Origin of the sequence: Fodinibius sediminis, assembly GCF_900182555.1 — a bacterium.
Lineage (GTDB): Bacteria > Bacteroidota > Rhodothermia > Balneolales > Balneolaceae > Fodinibius > Fodinibius sediminis.
In genome coordinates, this window is record NZ_FXTH01000028.1 from 1 (window position 1) to 19,088 (window position 19,088).

At 41.4% G+C, this 19,088-nt stretch carries 9 protein-coding genes; 7 read left to right on the forward strand and 2 right to left on the reverse strand.

Going from position 1 to position 19,088, the window contains the following annotated elements; genetic code table 11:
• Positions 1–164 precede the first annotated feature (164 nt).
• Positions 165–530 (reverse strand): response regulator, encoded by a 366-nt coding sequence (locus FN808_RS18125; protein ID WP_142716038.1) that lies wholly within the window; start codon positions 528–530, stop codon positions 165–167.
• A gap of 289 nt (positions 531–819) precedes the next feature.
• On the reverse strand, positions 820–5,379 hold the full coding sequence (locus tag FN808_RS18130) for a PAS domain S-box protein (RefSeq protein ID WP_142716039.1): 4,560 nt from the start codon (positions 5,377–5,379) through the stop codon (positions 820–822).
• Positions 5,380–5,775: 396 nt separating this feature from the next.
• On the opposite strand from FN808_RS18130, the gene FN808_RS18135 reads away from it, so the two are divergent.
• The 7 genes from FN808_RS18135 to FN808_RS18165 all read left to right on the forward strand — a co-directional run bounded on the left by FN808_RS18135 (position 5,776) and on the right by FN808_RS18165 (position 18,984).
• Positions 5,776–7,953, forward strand: coding sequence for a PAS domain-containing sensor histidine kinase (locus FN808_RS18135; protein WP_142716040.1), 2,178 nt, complete (start codon positions 5,776–5,778; stop codon positions 7,951–7,953).
• A gap of 492 nt (positions 7,954–8,445) precedes the next feature.
• Entirely contained in the window at positions 8,446–8,793 is a 348-nt protein-coding gene (locus tag FN808_RS18140; RefSeq protein ID WP_142716041.1) for a nucleotide pyrophosphohydrolase, read from the forward strand.
• 330 nt (positions 8,794–9,123) lie between these two features.
• Positions 9,124–10,653, forward strand: a complete 1,530-nt coding sequence (locus tag FN808_RS18145) for a DUF2075 domain-containing protein (protein ID WP_221930112.1) — start codon at positions 9,124–9,126, stop codon at positions 10,651–10,653.
• 26 nt (positions 10,654–10,679) lie between these two features.
• Positions 10,680–13,226 carry an AAA family ATPase gene (locus FN808_RS18150; RefSeq protein ID WP_142716043.1) on the forward strand — a complete coding sequence of 849 codons (2,547 nt, stop codon included), beginning with the start codon at positions 10,680–10,682 and terminating at the stop codon, positions 13,224–13,226.
• A 12-nt stretch (positions 13,227–13,238) separates the two neighbouring features.
• Positions 13,239–14,342: a metallophosphoesterase family protein gene (locus FN808_RS18155; protein WP_142716044.1), complete on the forward strand. Its 1,104-nt coding sequence runs from the start codon at positions 13,239–13,241 to the stop codon at positions 14,340–14,342.
• Complete coding sequence (locus FN808_RS18160) at positions 14,339–16,786, forward strand: AAA family ATPase (protein ID WP_142716045.1); 2,448 nt, start codon at positions 14,339–14,341, stop codon at positions 16,784–16,786. Before FN808_RS18155 ends, FN808_RS18160 begins: the two co-directional genes overlap by 4 nt.
• A gap of 674 nt (positions 16,787–17,460) precedes the next feature.
• Positions 17,461–18,984, forward strand: a complete 1,524-nt coding sequence (locus tag FN808_RS18165) for an RNA/DNA-binding domain-containing protein (RefSeq protein ID WP_142716046.1) — start codon at positions 17,461–17,463, stop codon at positions 18,982–18,984.
• Positions 18,985–19,088: the final 104 nt, after the last annotated feature.

Sequence of the window (19,088 nt, forward strand, 5' to 3'; positions counted from 1 at the left end):
TGGCAAAACAACAATCAGGTCGCCAAAGACGTTATGCAATCGGCTGAATCTGATATTGGATTAACCGATGAACAACCAGCTCCGGAAGAGCCAAACTCAGATGAGATCAACCTGACAACTAAAACCAACTTCTAACGGCTGACTGTCAGATCAAGTCGTGGCTATTACATATGAATGGATTTTTTGAGATCGTCCATCTCTATAGGTTTTATCAGGTAATCTATATAGTTGGTTTCCTGAGCTCTTTCTTTATAAGATTGATCAGAGTTGCCCGTAATATAGATCACGGGAACGTCTGATGATTTACGTATTTCCTGCATGGCTGTAATTCCGTCAATATCATCTTTGAGCTGTATGTCCATCAAAATGATATCCGGCTCATGTTCTTGCGCCAGGCTTATAGCCTTTTGGCCGGTTGTGCTTTTTTCAACAACACCAAAGCCTATTTTGTTAACCATACGTTCTAAAAGCATAGAGATGATCATGTCATCTTCTACGATAAGTACTTTTTTGGATTGATCTGGTTGCATAGTAGTCCAGTAGCCCCATCACCTTAATAGGAAAACGTCAAATATATAATAAAGAAAATATTTTTGATTAAACCTAAGGACATGAGCCCCACATGGTGTACCAGCCAGGGTATTAATGGAACTGCTTCCGCCCCATCTTCTTCATTCAGCCTTCTGTTTTTTGGATCCATGTCTGGTTAATGTTAAGAGTCGGTTGCTTAATGGTCTCACTATTCCTTTGCATTTCAAACCTTCGAAAGAAGTAGCTTTGGGTTGGTCTTCGGTCAAGAATAATGATTTCTGTCGATTTTCATTCCAAATGAGCGTTGCCAATTCCTTTAATATCGGCCTTTTCAAAGTTAAGGGTAAATAAGGTCCCCTGATCTAATGGCTCGTAGCCATATTTAGCATCAAGTTGGATGGCCAACGTATCAATTAATTGTAATCCAAGTGTATTACTTTTGGATAGACGGTCAAAATTATCGGGCAAGCCCCGGCCGTTATCTCTTATTCGAATATGAACGTTATTATTTTCTTCAAATATCTCTATATGTAATGCTCCCTCTTGCTCTTGGTCAAATGCATGTTTATACACATTGGTGACAACTTCATTGACAATTAAAGAGCAGGGAATGGCCTGGTTTATATTTACTGCTGCGGGTTCAAGATCGAAATTCAAGGTAACATTTGCGTTCTTCTGAATAGATCCTGAAACATTGGAAATCAGCTTTTTTATATTTTGATCCAGCTGAAGGTGCGAATAACTATTAGACTGATACAGGAGTTCATGAATGGACGCCATTGTTTTGATGCGTACGACACTGTCAAACAATTTGACTTTTAAACGTTCATCTTCTTCGCTAAATGCCTGCAGCTGCATCATACCTGAAACCACCGCCAGGTTATTCTTTACCCGATGGTGGATCTCCTGCAACAGGGTTTCTTTTTCTTTTAAAGACGCTTGTAATTCTTTTTCATGCTGTTTCCGTTGTGTTATATCCTGCAAGGAACCAATCATCCGGATCGCTTTTCCATTGTCATCCCGGATGATAAAGCCACGTTCAAAAACGGTAGCATAAGAACCGTCGTTTTTTTGGAAGCGATATTCCTGTTCCCACTTTGACTTGTCTGTGTTCTCTAAAATGTGGTATAGACTTTCTTCGGTTTCGGCAAGATCATCAGGGTGGACGTTTTGAGCCCAGGTCTTTATGGTATATTGCTTTTTTCCTATTTGATAGGGAAACTTATCCCGGAAACTGTCATCCCATTCCAGAATATCTCCGTCAATATCCCAGTCGTAAACAACATCGTCGGTGGCTTTTGTGACATATTCATATTGTTCAAGGCTTTCTTTTAGTTTTTGTTCACGCTCAATTTGAGCTGTTACATCACGTGAATTTGCTATAAGACCTTCAACAGCAGGGGTATCTAAAAGATTGGTGATAATGGTTTCGATCCATCGCCATTCGCCTTGACCATTTTTAAATAAAAAAGGCTTAACTTTAGTTCTCTTTTTTTCCAGCAAAGTTGCTAAAGCTTGTTGTATACGGTCCTTATGCTTGTCATGGATATAGTCGAGAGCGTTATTTCCTACAAACTCTTCCGGTGATATACCTAAAATAGATTCCGAGGTGGGAGAAACATATTTGTAGTTCCCGTTTTGGTCCAGAATAGCAATTAAATCCGATCCATCTTGAACCAATGATTTAAATCGTTGTTCGCGCAAGGCTAGCTTCTGTTCTGCTTTCTCCTTTTCAAAGCTGTCAAAAAGCAACCGAAGAAGATGGCCAACGCGGTCAATCGTATTCTTTTCACGTTCAGAGGGTGACTGTGGTGTTTTATAATAAACGGCAAAAGTAGCCACCACGTTTTGGTTACTGTCCAATATCGGGTTGGACCAGCAGGCACTGAAGTCATATTTATCACCAAGGTGCCGATGTCCTTCCCAACGTGGATTTTTATATATATTATCTGTGATAACAGCTTCCTTGAGATATGCTGCCGTCCCACAAGAACAAATGTTATTGCCAATAGAGACTCCCTCAGTTTCAGCCAAATATGCCGATGGCAAACTGGGAGCTGCCAGGTTTTGAAGTTTCCCATCCACAACTTCCTGAACAGAACATGTCATGCCGGGATGGAGGTCCTCAAGCTTAAGTAAAAGCTTTTCTGTAAGAGCGGATAGACTGCAATGGCCAGTGATACTCTCCTTTAGTATATCGCGTTCAATTTTTTCCAAGGCTGTATAATATCTGCGTTCGGTAACATCGTGGCTGTTAATGACATATCCATTGAGGGCCGAACTATGGGAAAGGTCTGACCCTGTGCTTTCTACCCAAATCCAATGACCTTTTTTGTGCTTAAATCGGAAGGGCAGAGAATGTTGGTTCTCCTTTTCCGTTTGTAATTTGCGAAAGAGCGTTCGTAGTTGGTCTTTGTCATCCGGATGAATGAATCCAAAGGCATCGTTCCCTGTCAGCTCTTGTGAAGACCACCCGGTAATTTGTTCATAGGTGTCACTTACATAAGTAAAAGTTCCCTCTTCGTTCAGTACTGCAATCATGCTGGCGCCTGACTGGACAAGCGATTTAAACTTTTGTTCGCTTACGTGCAGTTCGCGTTCAGCCTCCAGCTTTTCAGTGACGTCTTCAGCAAGCACCATCGCAGCTTTTCGCCCTTCATAATCAATAGTATTTCTTTTGATGTTTACATATATAAGTGATCCCTCTTTTGTTTTATGGCGGAACAGTTCCTCATGATAGCTATCTTTTTTACTATACATCTCTTTCACCGCTTCCATAAGTTCAGGGATATCGTCTTCCGGACGAATATCTTTTAGCGTCATATCCATGAACTCCTCATAGCTGTAACCATACTGCTTAATCGCTGCCCGGTTGACATCCAAAAACTTCAGTGTTTCAGGATCATACACCCACATGGGCTGGGGAGATAGATCAAAAATATTTCGATATTTTTTTTCAGATACTTTACGGTCGGTTATATCCTGGAAACTCCCATACACCCGGATGCACTCTCCCTCTTTAAATTCCGCTTGGCCAATATTGCGAATCCAGCGTCTATGTCCTTTTCCGGTTCGAACGAGTAATTCATTATCGTAGGGCGTCCCCTGCGATACAGCTTGTGCAAATGCTTTCCTGGCCTGGGTACGACTTTGAGGTTCAATAAAAGACAGGGAGTCTTCTACAGACGGTACGTAGTCAGCTTCCACCTCGAGCAGCTCCTTTGTCATTTCAGACCAGTACACTTCCCCCTCCTCCTGCTCTGAGAAGTCGATTTCCCAACTGCCTACCTGGGCCATACGGTTGGTTCGGTGAAGAAGATCTTGTAGTTCTTTTTGTTCGGTGATATCCGTTAGAGATCCAACGATAGCGACAGTTTCCCCATTTTCGGTGATGGGCGCTTCATTCACCCGGACCCACAGGACCTCTCCCGTTGTTTTCTGGAGCTGCAACGGGAAAGGGGGTTGCGGCTTGCCGGTGTCAATAGCCTTTTTTGTAGTCTGTATCCCTTTTTTGTTAACAGCATGATCAGTGAGAAACGTCATCCAGTCTCGTTTGGCTTCCTCGGGGGTACACCCTAAAAAATCAACTGCCTGGGGACTCACGTAGCTTAACTCGTGCTCCGTATCGTGACGATAAAACATATTGGTACTGTGCTCCACAACATCACGGAGTTTCTGCTCTATCTCTTTACGATCGGTAATGTCCTGGGTACTCCCAAAGATGCGCACGCATTTTCCATTCCGCAGTTCGGCTTCTCCCAACGCTCGTACCCACCGCTGGTTTCCCTTAGCCGTGACAATCTGAAGTTCAACCTCAAATGATTCTCCGGTTTCGATGGCTCGATCGACCACAGCAGTGATTTTTTTGCGGTCTTGTCCTTCTTTATAAAACCCCAGTGCCGATTCGATATCCGGTTTATAATTATGATTGACTTCATGCAGCTCCTTGACGGTATCCGACCAATACAGTTCTTCCTTGATGACGTCGAACTCCCAATGCCCGATATGGGCTATCTGATACGCTTTGTCCCGTTGCCGTTCGGCCTTCTTTTGCTGGGTGATATCAAGCATAATGCCCCGCAGCTGGCTTGGTTTCTCATCATCCATGATGACGGTCACGTAATCCCGGAGCCACACATACTCACCATCGGCATCGAGCATGCGGTATTCGAACTCATGATTTTCTCCCTGCTGGGTTTTGTAGTGGCAATAGATAACTGCTCGTTGACGGTCATCAGGATGAATACGATCCTGCCAAAAATTTGGGGTGGTAAGCCATTCTTTTGGCGTATATCCTAATAGTTGCCTGACTTGGGAGCTAATAAAATGGAATTCAAACGTTTGGGCGTCCGCTTCCCAGACAATGCCATCAACCGAATCAATAATCGATTGTTGTCTTTTTTGGGCCTGTTCAAGTTCATGTTGCTTTTGCAGGTGTTGCTCATAGTTTTGAAGTTCCCGTTTTACAGCTGCCCCCAATCGCTCAGGATTGTCTTTCATGGCATAGTCCGAAGCTCCTTCCAACATAATATCGACGGCCTTCTCTTCGCCTATGGAGCCGGCAATCAAAATAAAGGGCAGCTGAGGATGCTGATCCCGAACAATCCTGAGGGCGCTGGTACCAGTTAATCGGGGCAAATTGTAATCGCTGATAACCAAATCGGGGGGATGCTTATCGAGGTGGTTAATCAATTCTTCTTCTTGCTGAATAATATCGATGCGAACCTCAATATCCTGTTTGTTCAGCTCCGTCTCAATGAGATCGATATCGCGCTCATCATTATCAATCAGTAAAATGTGATATACTTTGTCGATAGGGATTCTTCCCCGTATTACGTTAGAACTCAATCCTATAAATATTTATTTTGTGTAAGCCGTACTTGTATTAAAGGTTATTTAAGCCCGAATATTATACGCACCCTATATTTAGGGCGGCCCTCTCTACCACTTTACGTATGTAACCAGCAAACTTCTGAATATGGATAATAATATAGACTGCCCGATTGCAGAATAGCATAGGCAGCAGAAAAATTAATCATAGATTATTCCTTGATAAGGAAATGTAATAGATGCGCTGTTATTATCGAAATATAATTCGCTACATGTATATATCTAAATTCAAGATCCATTACTATTTGGTACAGGAAATGCTAAAATAAAAGTTGCACAAGCATAGGAATATCTTAACGTTTTAAGAAATATTGAAAATTTAGGTAAACCCTACTATAAGGGAGAGCGCAGCATATGAAGATTAGAAATTTCGATCAGTTTTTTCATGATAATCCCATCCCTATGTGGGTGTATGACCCAGAGGATTATTCAATACGGGAGGTCAACCAGGCAATGGCTGATACCTATGGGTATTCGCGGGAGGAGATGCTCTCGTTCACCTTATTTGACCTGCGTCCCGAGGAAGAAGTACCAAGGTTTAAACAATACCTGTCTCAACTAGATAACGAGAGCGTAGGCGATGAAGGCGTCTGGAAGCATCAAAAAAAGAATGGTGAATTTGTCTACGCCCGGGTTGTGCGGAACCCGGTGAGGTTCGATAATGAGGAGCACGACTACCAGCTGGTAATGTACAAGGACCTTACCAGCGAAATGAACACCCAGCTAAGTAATGATATGCTGTTCAAGCATAGCCTGGATGGTATTATGCTGACCAATCCCAATGGGAAGATCCTTCAGGCGAATCAGGCGGCCTGTGATATACTGGGGATGAGCGAGCAGGAGATTATCGAACGGGGGCGAGACGGAATTGTAGCGAAGGATAAAAAATTAGAGAAAGCGTTAGAACAGCGGTCCCAAACAGGAAAGTTTGCCGGAGAACTTAACTATATCCATAAGTCGGGGCGAAAAATACCGGTCGAGCTTACTTCATCGGTGTTCGTTAACTACGCCGGCGAAAAGCGGACCAGCTTAATTTTTCGGGACATCAGCGACCGAAAAGAGCAACAGCAGGCCCTTCGGGAGGAGAAGGAATTTACGGAGGCCGTCCTTAATAGTCTGCCGGGAATATTTTATGTCTTGAATCACCAGGGCCGTGTCATGCGAATTAATGACCATGCTGAGGAAGTATTTGGCCTGCCGGCCGACAAATTTATTGGACGATCAGCTGCTGAGTTTGTACACAAATCTGACCGGGAAAAAGTGCCGGAAGAAATTCGAGGGGTGCTTGACGAAGGATACCGGGTCTTTGAGCTAACCTTGAGAACGGGGGGCGGAAATACCGAAATCTACCGGTTTAATGCCGAGCGACTGGATCAAGGTGGTCAAACATATATTATTGGCACAGGCATAGAAATAACGAAGAAAAAAGAACTTGAAGAGCAGCTAAATTCATTACTGCAAGAAGAACATGCCCAGCGCAAAAAGGCGGAAGCGGATCGTGATAAGCTGAAGGAAATGTTCGAAGAAGCTCCAACGCCCAAATGTTTATTGGAAGGCCCCGACTTGCGTTTTGTGATAGCCAACAAGGCATACCGAGAAGTCGTAGGACAAGAGGATATTATTGGGAAAAAAGTCATTGATGTAATACCTGAAGTTGAGGCGCAGGGCTATATAGACTTATTGGATCAAGTCTATGATGAGGGGGAAACGTACTTGGGACACGCAGAGCATATTTATTTTGATAAAGACAAAGAGGAGGCACAAAAAGAATACATATTTAATTTCATTTATGAACCACTTTTTGATAACGGTGGAGAAGTCTATGGCATTTTTGTTGAAGCAATGGATTACAGTAAACAGATTGCTTATCAGGAAGAGTTGGAAAAGTCACTTACAGAAAAAGAAACGCTCTTGGCAGAGATTCACCACCGGGTAAAGAATAACCTGGCTATTATCACAGGCATGATGCAGCTGCAGGCGATGGAAACGGAGGATATTGAGTTGCAGGGAGCCCTGCGGTCCGCTCAGCAACGCATTCAAACCATCGCTACAATCCACGAATTGTTATATGGTTCGAAAAGCCTGTCTCACGTGAACTTTGGAGAAAATGTTAAACAGTTGCTCCATAATTTGGAGGGAATATATGATACGGGCAAACATATTACCGTGGATTTGCATGTGGAGGACATTCTGATGAATATTAATCAAGCAATTCCCTGTGCCCTGATGATAAACGAAGTGGTCACCAATGCCTATAAACATGCGTTTAATCATCAACAGGAAGGGGAGATTGCCATTCAGTTATGTGAAAAAGATGGAAATGTAGTGGTTAAAATCATAGATAATGGCGAGGGATTACCCGATCATATTATGCAGGAGGGGTCATCAACGATTGGGATGACGTTAATCAATCTGTTAAAACAGCAATTGGAGGGCGAGGTCCAATTTTTGAATGACAATGGAACACGATTCCAGTTATCGTTTGAGAAGGCGAATCTTAAAGGCAGTGGGAGTTCCTTGATTAAGAATTGATTTCGCAAATCCGTACGGGCTATCTGCTGAGGGAAGATATTGAGATAGATTTATGGAATGCTATTCAACGCCTCGAATCGGATGTAAGCTTCCCCATTTTTTGGACCACTTAAAAGTAGAGGATTCCGGTTAAATTAAGAGTACCATTGTTTTGGTACCCGCCCCCCTAAAAATGACTATACATATTTACCTAGTCCCGGCTTCGATGTTCAAGGACTCTATTCCTATCGAAAAGATATTCGCTTTGGTGTTATATTTTTGAAGTAATTTTCCAGTCTGGTAAAAAATCCAGTCATTTTATTTGGTTTCCTCTATAATCTTAATAAGAGTACATAATAATAACTATGAACTCTTGACTACATTTGCTCTTTGCTCTTTACCTGACCAGTTCTTAGAATGAGATCAATAGAAATATCCGTTGGTTAATTATCACAGGGGTACCTAAGTATCAGAGTGCACAACACTTAAATACTTTGTTAAAAAGAATATTACATGGATCAGTTAGCGTCAATCAAAGTAAAGCTCGAGGAATTTAACAAAGAGCGCGATTGGGATCAGTTCCATTCTCCCAAGAATATAGCGATGGCACTTTCTGTCGAAGCCAGTGAAATTGTCGAGATTTTCCAGTGGATGCAGGGAGAAGAAAGCTTTGAGTTGAATGCCAGTGAAAAGGAGAAGTTGGAAGAAGAGCTTGGAGATGTATTCCTATATCTTCAATTGTTGGCTTCTAAATATGATATTGATTTACTGGAAGTAGCAAAAAAGAAGTTGGAAAAGAACAAGGAAAAATATCCCATTGAGAAAGCAAAAGGTTCATCAAAGAAATACACAGATCTTTAATACATGATTGTTTATCAGGCGGATAAAGAGTCTTTTACAGATGATATAGAGTCAGGCGGAGTTGAAGAATCGATATCGTACATGTATGAGTCACGATTGAATAGGCGTGTTTCCAATTCTGAAAAGCGATCGTGGAAAAACTCATTACAATACATGTACATGGTATTGAATGACGATGATATCCCGGACGACTCGGGGATAAGTATTGAATTACAGATTCCACAGACTTCGAAGAGAATTGACTTTATCATCGCCGGACAGGATAAAAACAGGCAAGATCACGCTGTCATTGTCGAGCTCAAGCAGTGGGAAACTGCACAGCGTACAAATATGGACGGGGTGGTAAAAACGTATTTCCAGGGAGGGTTGCATAATACCAGCCATCCTTCTTACCAGGCATGGTCTTATGCCAAGTTGCTTCAGGATTTTAACAAGTCTGTTTATGAGGATGATATACAGTTAAAGCCCTGTGCCTATTTGCATAATTTTACGGGAGAGAATGTCTTAGATCATGATTTCTACAAAGAATACGTTCATAAGGCTCCTGTTTTTAAACAGCGTGATCACCGAAAGCTTCGTTCTTTCATCAAAAAGCACGTTAAATATGGAGACCATTCTGATATTCTTTACCGCATAGACAACGGAGAGATTCGCCCTTCCAAGATGTTGGCTGACAGCCTTGAGTCAATGCTTGAGGGCAATGAAGAGTTTGTAATGATTGACGAACAGAAGGTTGCCTTTGAATATGTGATGAATGCCGTTGAAAGTGCTGAGAAAGATCAGAAAAAGGTAATCCTTGTTGAAGGCGGCCCAGGTACGGGGAAATCTGTAATAGCAGTTAATCTGCTTGTAAAGTTAATAGGCAAGGGACATGTTACCAGTTATGTGACCAAGAATTCCGCCCCGCGCCAGGTTTATACTTCCTACCTTACTGGCAGTATGAAAAGGTCGAGTGTGGAAAACCTGTTTCGCAGCTCAGGGCAGTTTATTGATGCTGAGCCTAATGATTTTGATGCGCTGGTTGTAGATGAAGCCCATCGTCTAAATGAGAAGTCCGGTCTTTACAGCAATCAAGGGGAGAATCAGATAAAAGAAATAATAAATGCCTCTAACGTTTCGGTCTTCTTTATTGATGAAGACCAGCGCATTCACATCAATGATATTGGTAGAAAAGAAGAGATTCGAAAATGGGCTGATGAATTTGATGCGGAAGTTATTGAGACAGAACTTTCCTCCCAGTTCCGATGTAATGGTTCGGACGGATACCTTGCTTGGATAGATCACACCCTGCAAATAAGAGATACGGCTAACACCGATCTCTCTGATATTGATTATGATTTTCAGGTATATTCTTCTCCCAATAAGCTATTTGAGGAGATTAAAAAGAAGAATGAAATAAATGACAAGTCTCGTGTTGTAGCAGGGTATTGTTGGCCTTGGGAAAGTAAGAAGGACAGCCGGGCAATGGATATCGTGATTCCAGAACATGGCTTCAGTAAGCAATGGAACTTGAAGGATCATGGCCAGAAGTGGCTGGTGCAGGAGGGTTCAATGGAACAGGTGGGTTGCATACATACCTGCCAGGGGCTGGAGCTGGATTATGTAGGCGTAATTATTGGGCCGGATTTTAAAGTTCGGGAAGGTAAGGTAGTTACCGATTTGGATGAACGATATACATACGATTCTTCAATCCGGGGGCTCAAAAAAATGCGAAAAAAAGATCCGGATAAAGCGGCTGCTGTAGCAGACCGTATTATCAAAAATACATATCGTACACTGATGACACGGGGAATGAAAGGATGTTATATCTATTGTACGGATAAGGAGACTGAAGAGTATTTCCGAAATCGAGTTAGATAAAGTTTAATTAGATTAAGATTGACATCATGAGTGAGTTGGTAAGATGGTTTGAAGAGCGTAATGAGTGGGTTAAATATGCTGTTAATGCAGTTCAAGAGAAGGAAAAATTAGAGGAAGCGGAATATTCTGAATTAGTAAAGCTTTGTATCAAAGAAGCAAAAAAGGAATTAGATGAAGAAGATATTTATGATGTAGATATATCATTTGACGGTACATCTGAAAATGAAGTAAAAATAAGATCCTTAAAGAATGTCGAAGGTATCAATGCTTTATCGCCTAAAAACCCACTAAAATTTGGTGATGGTAATTTATGTATTATTTATGGTCAGAATGGATCCGGTAAGTCGGGATACGTGAGAATTTTAAAACATATCTGTGGTGCTCGGCACCCAGGTAAGCTCTTACCCAATGTGTTTGAAGATTCTCAAGAAGAGCAGAAGTGCGACGTAGATTATGAAGCCAATGGTAACGACAAAACTATTAACTGGACAAGGGATGATGGGCATATTGACGAGTTAAGCACTGTCGATATTTATGATACGGGCTCAGGAAAAATATATGTAACTGATGAAAATGAAGTAACTTATGAACCCCCTCTCTTAGAATTATTTAGTGACTTAGTAAATGTTGCAGATCATCTTTCAGAAAAAATTGAAGAATTAATTGAGAAAAAGAACTCGAAGAAACCTTCATTACCTCCTCGTTTCGAAGATACAGAAATAGGAAAATGGTATAATGAATTATCTCATGACACTTCAAAAGAAACTATTGATGAGAAAATCGAATGGACTGAGAAAAATGAAGAAAAAATTGAAGAGTTAAGAGATAGAGTTAATACAGAGTCGCCAGAAAAGAAAGCCCAAACGTTATCTGAGAAAAAAAGTAGATTAAATGGCTTTATACTATCTACAATAACCCATATTAAGCAATTATCAAATAGTAATGTTTCAGAATTTATTGAATTAGATAGTGAAGCAAGTGCAAAAGAACAAGCAGCTGAAGCGGCTGCTAAAAAAGTTTTTTCATCTGCTCCTTTAAATGGTGTCGGGTCGGATATCTGGGAAAAGCTGTGGGAAAAGGCAAGAGAATATTCAGAAAGTCATGCTTACGTAGATGCAAAATTTCCAGTACTAAAGGAGGGATCAAGATGTGTTCTATGTCATCAAAAATTATCAGAAGAAGCGAAAGAGAGATTTCAATCTTTTGAAGATTATGTCACAGGAGAATTAAAAGAAGAGGCGATTCAAGCAAGGAATTATTATAAGGATCAATTGGAATCTCTAAGCTCCGTAATAGACTTAGATAATGTTACAACTATTTTAGCCGCTTTAGATGTTGATGATGATGAAATAATTGGCAGGATTAAGAAATTATATTCAATATTGGAAGAAAGATTTAACAAGCTTACTGAAGTTAGTAAGGTTGATGAGCTCCCAACTATACCCCAATCTTGGGATTTACTTCAAGAAGCAAGAAAGTTATCCCATTTCTATACCAAGAAAATTGCAGAATTTAAAAAAGATGCAGAAGAGGGCAACAGAACTAAATTAAAAAGTCAGCTTAAGGAATTAGAAGCTAAATCATGGCTGTCCGATCAAAAAGAAAATATTGAGAAAGAAGTCAAAAGACTGAATGAGATTAAAGTATTGAAGGAAGCTAAAAAGCTTACCAATCCTGTGGCATTATCCAGGAAAAAAGGGAAACTTGCTGAAGAGCTAATTACACAAGCATTTGTAAAAAGGTTTAACACTGAATTAGAAAAGCTAGGTGCTGGCTGGATAAAAATTGAGCTGGTTAAAACGAGAGTACAGAAAGGTCGTGTGTTACATAAACTTCAATTAAAAAATGCAGAACAAGAAGTCCCAGATGATGTTCTTAGTGAAGGAGAAAATCGAATAGTTACCTTAGCTGCTTTTTTAGCTGATGTGACTGGGAAAGCTACTCCTGCCCCTTTTGTATTTGATGATCCAATAACTTCACTAGATGAAAAATTTGAAGAGGCAGTAGTTCGGAGATTAGTCGAGCTAAGTCAGAATAGACAAGTTATCGTTTTTACTCATCGACTTTCATTGACAAGTCTAATCCAAGAATCTGCTAAGGAAGCTGGATTAAATACTAATTTTGTTGGATTGAGAAAAGAATCTTGGGGTACTGGGAATCCAGGAAATCCTCCTATTTTTGCCAGAAGACCTGATAAGGTCTTAAATGTTTTGATTCATAATAGATTATCCCCTGCTCGAAGTAAATATGAGAAACAAGGAAGAGAGGCGTATGAACCAGTAGCAAAATCAATTTGTAGTGATTTTAGAATTTTATTGGAAAGAATGATTGAAGATGAGCTATTATCTGATGTAGTCCATCGGTTTAGAAGAGCTGTACACACAAGGAAAATCAAAAACCTATCAAGAATTACAGAATCAGATTGCAAATATTTAGACTCAATGATGAGTAAGTATTCTAAATATGAGCATTCTCAAGCACGTTCTACTCCAGTTTCAATGCCTGAACCTGACGAACTAGAAGATGACTTATTAGAACTGCAAGATTGGTATGAAGAATTTACAAACAGGTAAATAGTATCACTTATGAAAATATTCCACATAGCTGATCTCCATCTCGGACGTACCTTCCGCAATTTGCCGGAGGCGCAAGACACGCTTTCCGAAGCAAGGTACGAAACACTCCAAAAGACCATTGATAAAGCCAATGAGTTAGAATCCGATCTCTTTGTCATTGCCGGGGATCTATTTGATCGCACCTCGATGAAGGTCGGAGATATTCAGGAAGCTGTCCGGGCGATAAATCAGTTTACAGGAGAAGTGGTATTAGTCCTGCCCGGCAACCATGACTATATCACGGCCGATAGTCAGCTTTGGGATCGTTTTAAAAAAGAATCTGAAGAGCATGTTTTAGTGTTGGATGAAAAAGAGCCGCTTAAATTGTCAGTGTTTGAGCCGGAAGTAGTAGTATACCCCGCGCCCTGTCACGCAAAGCATTCGGCGCATCATGCCATCGAGTGGGTTAATGAGATAGATAAAGACGAGGACGCTCTTCACATTGGAGTTGCCCACGGCAGTATAGAAGGAGTATCTCCTGATTTCGACCAGCGATATTTTCCTATGTCCGTTCATGAGTTAGAGCAATCCGGGACGGATCTTTGGTTGATGGGACATACGCATATTACCTGGCCGGAGCATCCCGACAAGCGGGATATGATCTTTAATCCCGGTACTCCTGAACCTGACGGATTTTCCTGTAATCACGAAGGAAGGGCTTTTTTGCATACTGTTGGAGAAGATCAAGAAATCAAGACTGAAATAATCAGCACGGGTACCTATCGCTTTATTCAGAAAAATGAGCAGATTTCATCTATTAAAGATGTACAAGGTTTGGTAGATCAATTTGGTGAAGACTCTTGGCAGCAAGCTGTTGTTGAATTAAAGATATCTGGAAAGTTGGAAGAGGAAGCATTTGAGGCTTGGCAGGAAAGTAGGTCACAAATTCGTGAATCCGTATTAGAGCTTCGATTGGAAGATAACGAAGTCCGCCGAAAAGTTACTTCTGAACAAATACAGAAAGAATTTTCTAAGGGCTCATTTCCCGAACAGTTATTGTCTTCTTTTTCAGAAGATGAGGAAGAAGAGGAGTTGCAGATGGCTTATGAATTGATAAAAGAGGTACAGCAATGAAATTATCAAAAGTATATCTCCATCCATTTGCAGGAATTGAAGAAGGTACGTATGAATTCAATGATGGACTAAATGTACTGCTGGGTCCAAACGAAGCAGGTAAGTCTACGGTATTTCAGGCTGTAATGCATGGCCTGTTGACTACTACTTCGCTGACCCGGGCCAAAGTGGAAGACATCATGGGAAGTTATTTTCCGGCCGTGGGTGGTGATGTTATTCGGGTAGGTCTCGAATTGAAAAATTCCGATAATAACATTATTCGAATTCAGAAGACCTGGAAGAAAGGAAACCGAAATGGCAGTGCTTCTTTGAAATTGCCAGATGGTTCTGAAATAACCGATGAGAAGAAGGTACAGGATGAGATTGAATCATTGCTTCCTGTCTCTCCAGCAACTATGCGAACTATCATGCTTGCCAATCAGTCCGAACTACATCAGACTATGCAGGATTTAAAGCAAAAAGGTGAAGTTCGTAAAGAACTGGGTAATATACTCCGCAAAAATTTGATGGAGACGGGCGGAGTATCTCTTGATCGTTTTAAGGAACTACTTAAACAGAAATATAAAGACTATTTTAAGCGCTGGAATCGTCAACAGCAGTATCCCGAAAACAATCGGGGCATCAAGAATCCTTACAAAGTCGGAACTGGCAAAGTAGTTGAGGCTTATTACAAAAAAGAACAGCTCCGGTTGGATTTAGAGGAGGCCAGGCGTTTTGAAGACGATTTGGATTCGTTGAATGAGGCATTGAGTATCCTGATAGTAAAGCAGGAAGAAAAAAAGCAAAAGTTTGAAGAGCTTAGCCCATTGAAAGAGGGCATACAGGAAAGGCAATTAAAAGAGCAAAAATTCGAATCAGCTAAAGAGAAAAAGCAACGGCTCTTACATATAAGTAAAAAATGGCCGGTTTTTGAAGATAAAATGGAGAACCTGGAGCCCAAGCTTGATGCTCATCGGAAAAAATTGGCGGAGCTTCAGCAAGAGCAACAAAAGGCTCAGAACAAGCAGAAGGCCAAACAGCTAAAACAACGAATTGCTAAAATTGAGGAGCTTGCTACACAAGTAGAGGATGCGAAGAAAGAATTTGAGGAGGCACAGAAAGTAACACAGGATGATCTTAAAAAACTACGAGAGCTTCAGTCGGATATACGTCAACTACAAACGAAGATAGAAGCAGCCAAGCTTACGGTTCGGATCGAGAGCGATTCAGATCACGCGTTTAGCTATACTGAAGCCGGTCAGGATGAGCAGAATATTGAGAGCAAGAAGGGACAAGCTCTCGAGAAAACGGCATCAGGTGGATTTACTTTGAAAACAGACGGGCTTCTGGTAAAAGTATTTTCGGGAGAGGGAGATCTTGAGGATACTATTGAAACTCTTCAGGCGAAGAAGGAAGAGATTTCCGGTTATTTAGATGATCTTGAGGTTGAGTCCGTTCAGAAGGCAGAGTCTTATGCCGGGCTCTATCAAAAAAAGGAGAATGATCTGGCGCAAGCTAAAAAAGCTTACAAGATTGAGCTGGGCGATCAAGAACTGGAAAACCTTAAAGAAGAGTTGGAGACCTATGGTGATTTGGCCAAGGTGCGTAGTTCCGAGGAGATTACAGAGGATATCGTTGAAACGAAGACAACATTAAACCAACTAAAAAAGGAAGCAGGAGAAGCTGATAACAAGATCGAAGAATGGACGGAAAAATACGGCTCATCCGATGATGTCATTCTTGAACTGGCTGAAACATCGAAGCTACTCAAGGACCTGAAAAGTGATCTCGAGGATCTGCCTTCCCTGCCTAAAGGGTATGAATCTTCCGGAGAATTTATCAAGGATGTCGAGCAGCTAGATAAAGATGTTCAGCAGTTTAAGGAGCAGATTTTTGAAAAGAAGCAGGAACGTACACAGTTAGAAGCGGAGGCTCCTGACACCTCATCGGAAGAGCTTCAGAAACTGCGTGAAGAAGCTGAAGCTGAATTTGAACGTATTAACAGTCGGGCTGAGACACTGGCCCGAGTACGTAAAAAATCGCTGGAACTGATCGAATCAATGGACAGTGACACTTATAAAGGCCTTGAAAGCAGTTTTGTAAAATGGTTGGAGGCTATGGTCGGTGATCGTTTTTCCACCATAGATATGAAGAGTGATATGCCTACTGCTTTTAAAACGCAAGAAGCTACATCATTAACCTATAACTTGCTTTCCCATGGGACCAAGGATACCGTAGCCCTGGCCTGGCGGTTCGCCCTCTGCGAAAAATTCCTGCCTGAGGGGAATGGGTTTGTAATATTGGATGATCCAATGGTTGATATAGATCCGGAGCGCAGGAAAGATGTCGTGAAGGCGATAAATCAGTTTTCGGAGCAATATCAGACCTTAGTGATGACTTGCCATCCGGACCATGCGGAGGAGCTTAGTAATAGTGATTTTGAAGTATCACAAAATATTCTGTGACCCAAATGTGACCCAAATCGAAAAGGGAGCCTAGGATACAGAAAAATAAAAAAGCCTTTGAACAGCTGTAAGTTATTGCTAATCAAAGGCTTATTGGGTAGTACGCCTGAGAGGATTCGAACCCCTAACCTCCTGATCCGTAATCATCCGGTTTGCTGGGATTAGAGCGAATGGGCCGCGATTTTTTGGCGCTCATGTACCCACTTATGTACCCATTTCGGATCGGGATTCAAAAGGGTAAAAAATATGCGTTGGTTTACTTTAAATGCATATAGCACACCTGAGCTCATAAGTATGAAAAACGGGCTTTCTGGCTAATTGAAGGGGTTTAGGATTTGGGACTGATATTGATCGAACTTTAGATTTTGGTTGAACTACCAGTTTTGGGCTGTGCGAGCAAAGGGCCAGTTTAGGAGCCACCTTTGAGTCCAGGTTTTTACAATCCTTCAGCTTATTTCGGGTCGAGTTCATAAGCTCAATTTTAGTAATTAACTGGATAAGTGGACGGAATTCACCTAGTTGTATAGGTGATAACTAAAAAGAATTTTCGAAAGCTATATTCGAGGCTGATACGATTCGTAATTTGAGCTATTTGTTTTACCTTTTACCCAGCTTGCTTGTCTTACATAGTAAGCATGAATGTTAAACTTTTATTGATGACTAATAGGTAATGGATGGCACTACCGGTTAATATAGAAAAACTGATAAAAGGTTCGGTTGTTGAAACGGAACGCATCGAGTTTAAGAAGGGATGGAATCCTGAAGATGTAATTCACACGATGTGCGCTTTTGCCAATGACATCAATAACCTGGGTGGCGGTTATATCATAATTGGCATTGAGGAAGAAGATGGAGGTCCTGTTCTTCCACCCAATGGGCTGAAGCAAAATCAGTTGGATGCCATGCAAAAGAAACTGGTAGAGCTCAGTAATAGAATTCAGCCGACCTACTTTGCCGTATCGGAACCAACAGAAATACGGGGCGAATATATATTTGTACTCTACTGTCCTGGTGGGGATAATCGTCCTTATAAAGCGCCCGTATCACTATCGGATAAAACACGAGGACAAGCCCATTGGATTCGACGCTATAACTCTACCGTTCAAGCCAACGATCAGGAAGAGCAAAAGCTTCATGAGCTGGCGGCCAAGATTCCCTTTGATGATCGGATTAACCATCAGGCATCAGTTAACGATATTAAGCTTTCGCTGGTTAAAGAGTTCCTACAAGAAATTGATAGTCCGCTATTCGAACAGGCCGATGACATTCCTTTTGTCGAGCTGTGTCGCCAGATGCAAATTGTGAAAGGGCCTGTTGAGAACTTAAAACCGATTAATGTTGGTTTACTTTTATTTAATGATGAGCCTCATCAATTTTTTCCGGGTGCTAAGATTGAAGTGGTTATTTACCAAGATGAGGTGGGAGACCGTTTTTCAGAAAAAATCTTCACTGGTCCTATCCACAAACAATTAATTAGAGCACTGGAATACCTGCAAACCAATGTGATCCGAGAAGAAGTTGCAAAGGTAGAGGGACAGGCGCAGGCCAATCGTTTTTACAACTATCCGTATGCTGCCATTGAAGAGGTATTGGCCAATGCCGTGTATCATCGGAGCTATGAGCTACGCAACACAATTGAGGTGAACGTTCGACTTGATGAGATAGAGGTACTTAGCTTTCCTGGACCATTACCACCGGTGGATAATGAAATGTTGCAGAAAGAGCGCATCATTGCCCGGGACTATCGCAACCGGCGGATTGGAGATTTTTTAAAAGAGTTACAGCTTACCGAAGGACGTTCAACCGGATTCCCAAAGATCTATAAAGCGATGGAACAAAATGGATCGCCGGAACCTGATTTTGAGACCGATGCTAATCGCTCTTACTTTCTGGCTAAATTGCCTATCCACAGTCGTTTAAAAAGAGGGGGCCAAGTTGGGGGCCAAGCTAAGGGCCAAGCTGCTAAAAAGTCTCTTAGTGATACAGAAAAGGCAATATTAAGGATCCTGGAAAAGGGGCCAAGCTCACGAGGAAAAGTACTTGATGCGCTGGGTATGGAAAAACGAACAGGATATTTCCGAAGAATTATTGATGGTCTGATGGATGAGGATTTAATAGCCTATACCATTCCAGATACTCCTCGACATCCGAATCAACAGTACAAAATTACCGATAGAGGTAGGCGGCTATTAGAATAGATTTAATACTGAAGTAGTCACGATGAAATCTGACAGTTTAGTTAGATTAGAGTATCCAACAACCTAATCACTAAACGCAGACTCACCATGACTACGCAAGACAA

Excerpts from the sequence above, each read along its gene's own strand:
- FN808_RS18160 (WP_142716045.1), top strand. The coding sequence starts at position 14,339 with ATGAAATTATCAAAAGTATATCTCCATCCATTTGCAGGAATTGAAGAA.
- FN808_RS18135 (WP_142716040.1), top strand. The coding sequence starts at position 5,776 with ATGAAGATTAGAAATTTCGATCAGTTTTTTCATGATAATCCCATCCCT.
- FN808_RS18140 (WP_142716041.1), top strand. The coding sequence starts at position 8,446 with ATGGATCAGTTAGCGTCAATCAAAGTAAAGCTCGAGGAATTTAACAAA.
- FN808_RS18145 (WP_221930112.1), top strand. The coding sequence starts at position 9,124 with ATGGACGGGGTGGTAAAAACGTATTTCCAGGGAGGGTTGCATAATACC.
- FN808_RS18155 (WP_142716044.1), top strand. The coding sequence starts at position 13,239 with ATGAAAATATTCCACATAGCTGATCTCCATCTCGGACGTACCTTCCGC.
- FN808_RS18125 (WP_142716038.1), bottom strand. The coding sequence starts at position 530 with ATGCAACCAGATCAATCCAAAAAAGTACTTATCGTAGAAGATGACATG.
- FN808_RS18165 (WP_142716046.1), top strand. The coding sequence starts at position 17,461 with ATGGCACTACCGGTTAATATAGAAAAACTGATAAAAGGTTCGGTTGTT.
- FN808_RS18150 (WP_142716043.1), top strand. The coding sequence starts at position 10,680 with ATGAGTGAGTTGGTAAGATGGTTTGAAGAGCGTAATGAGTGGGTTAAA.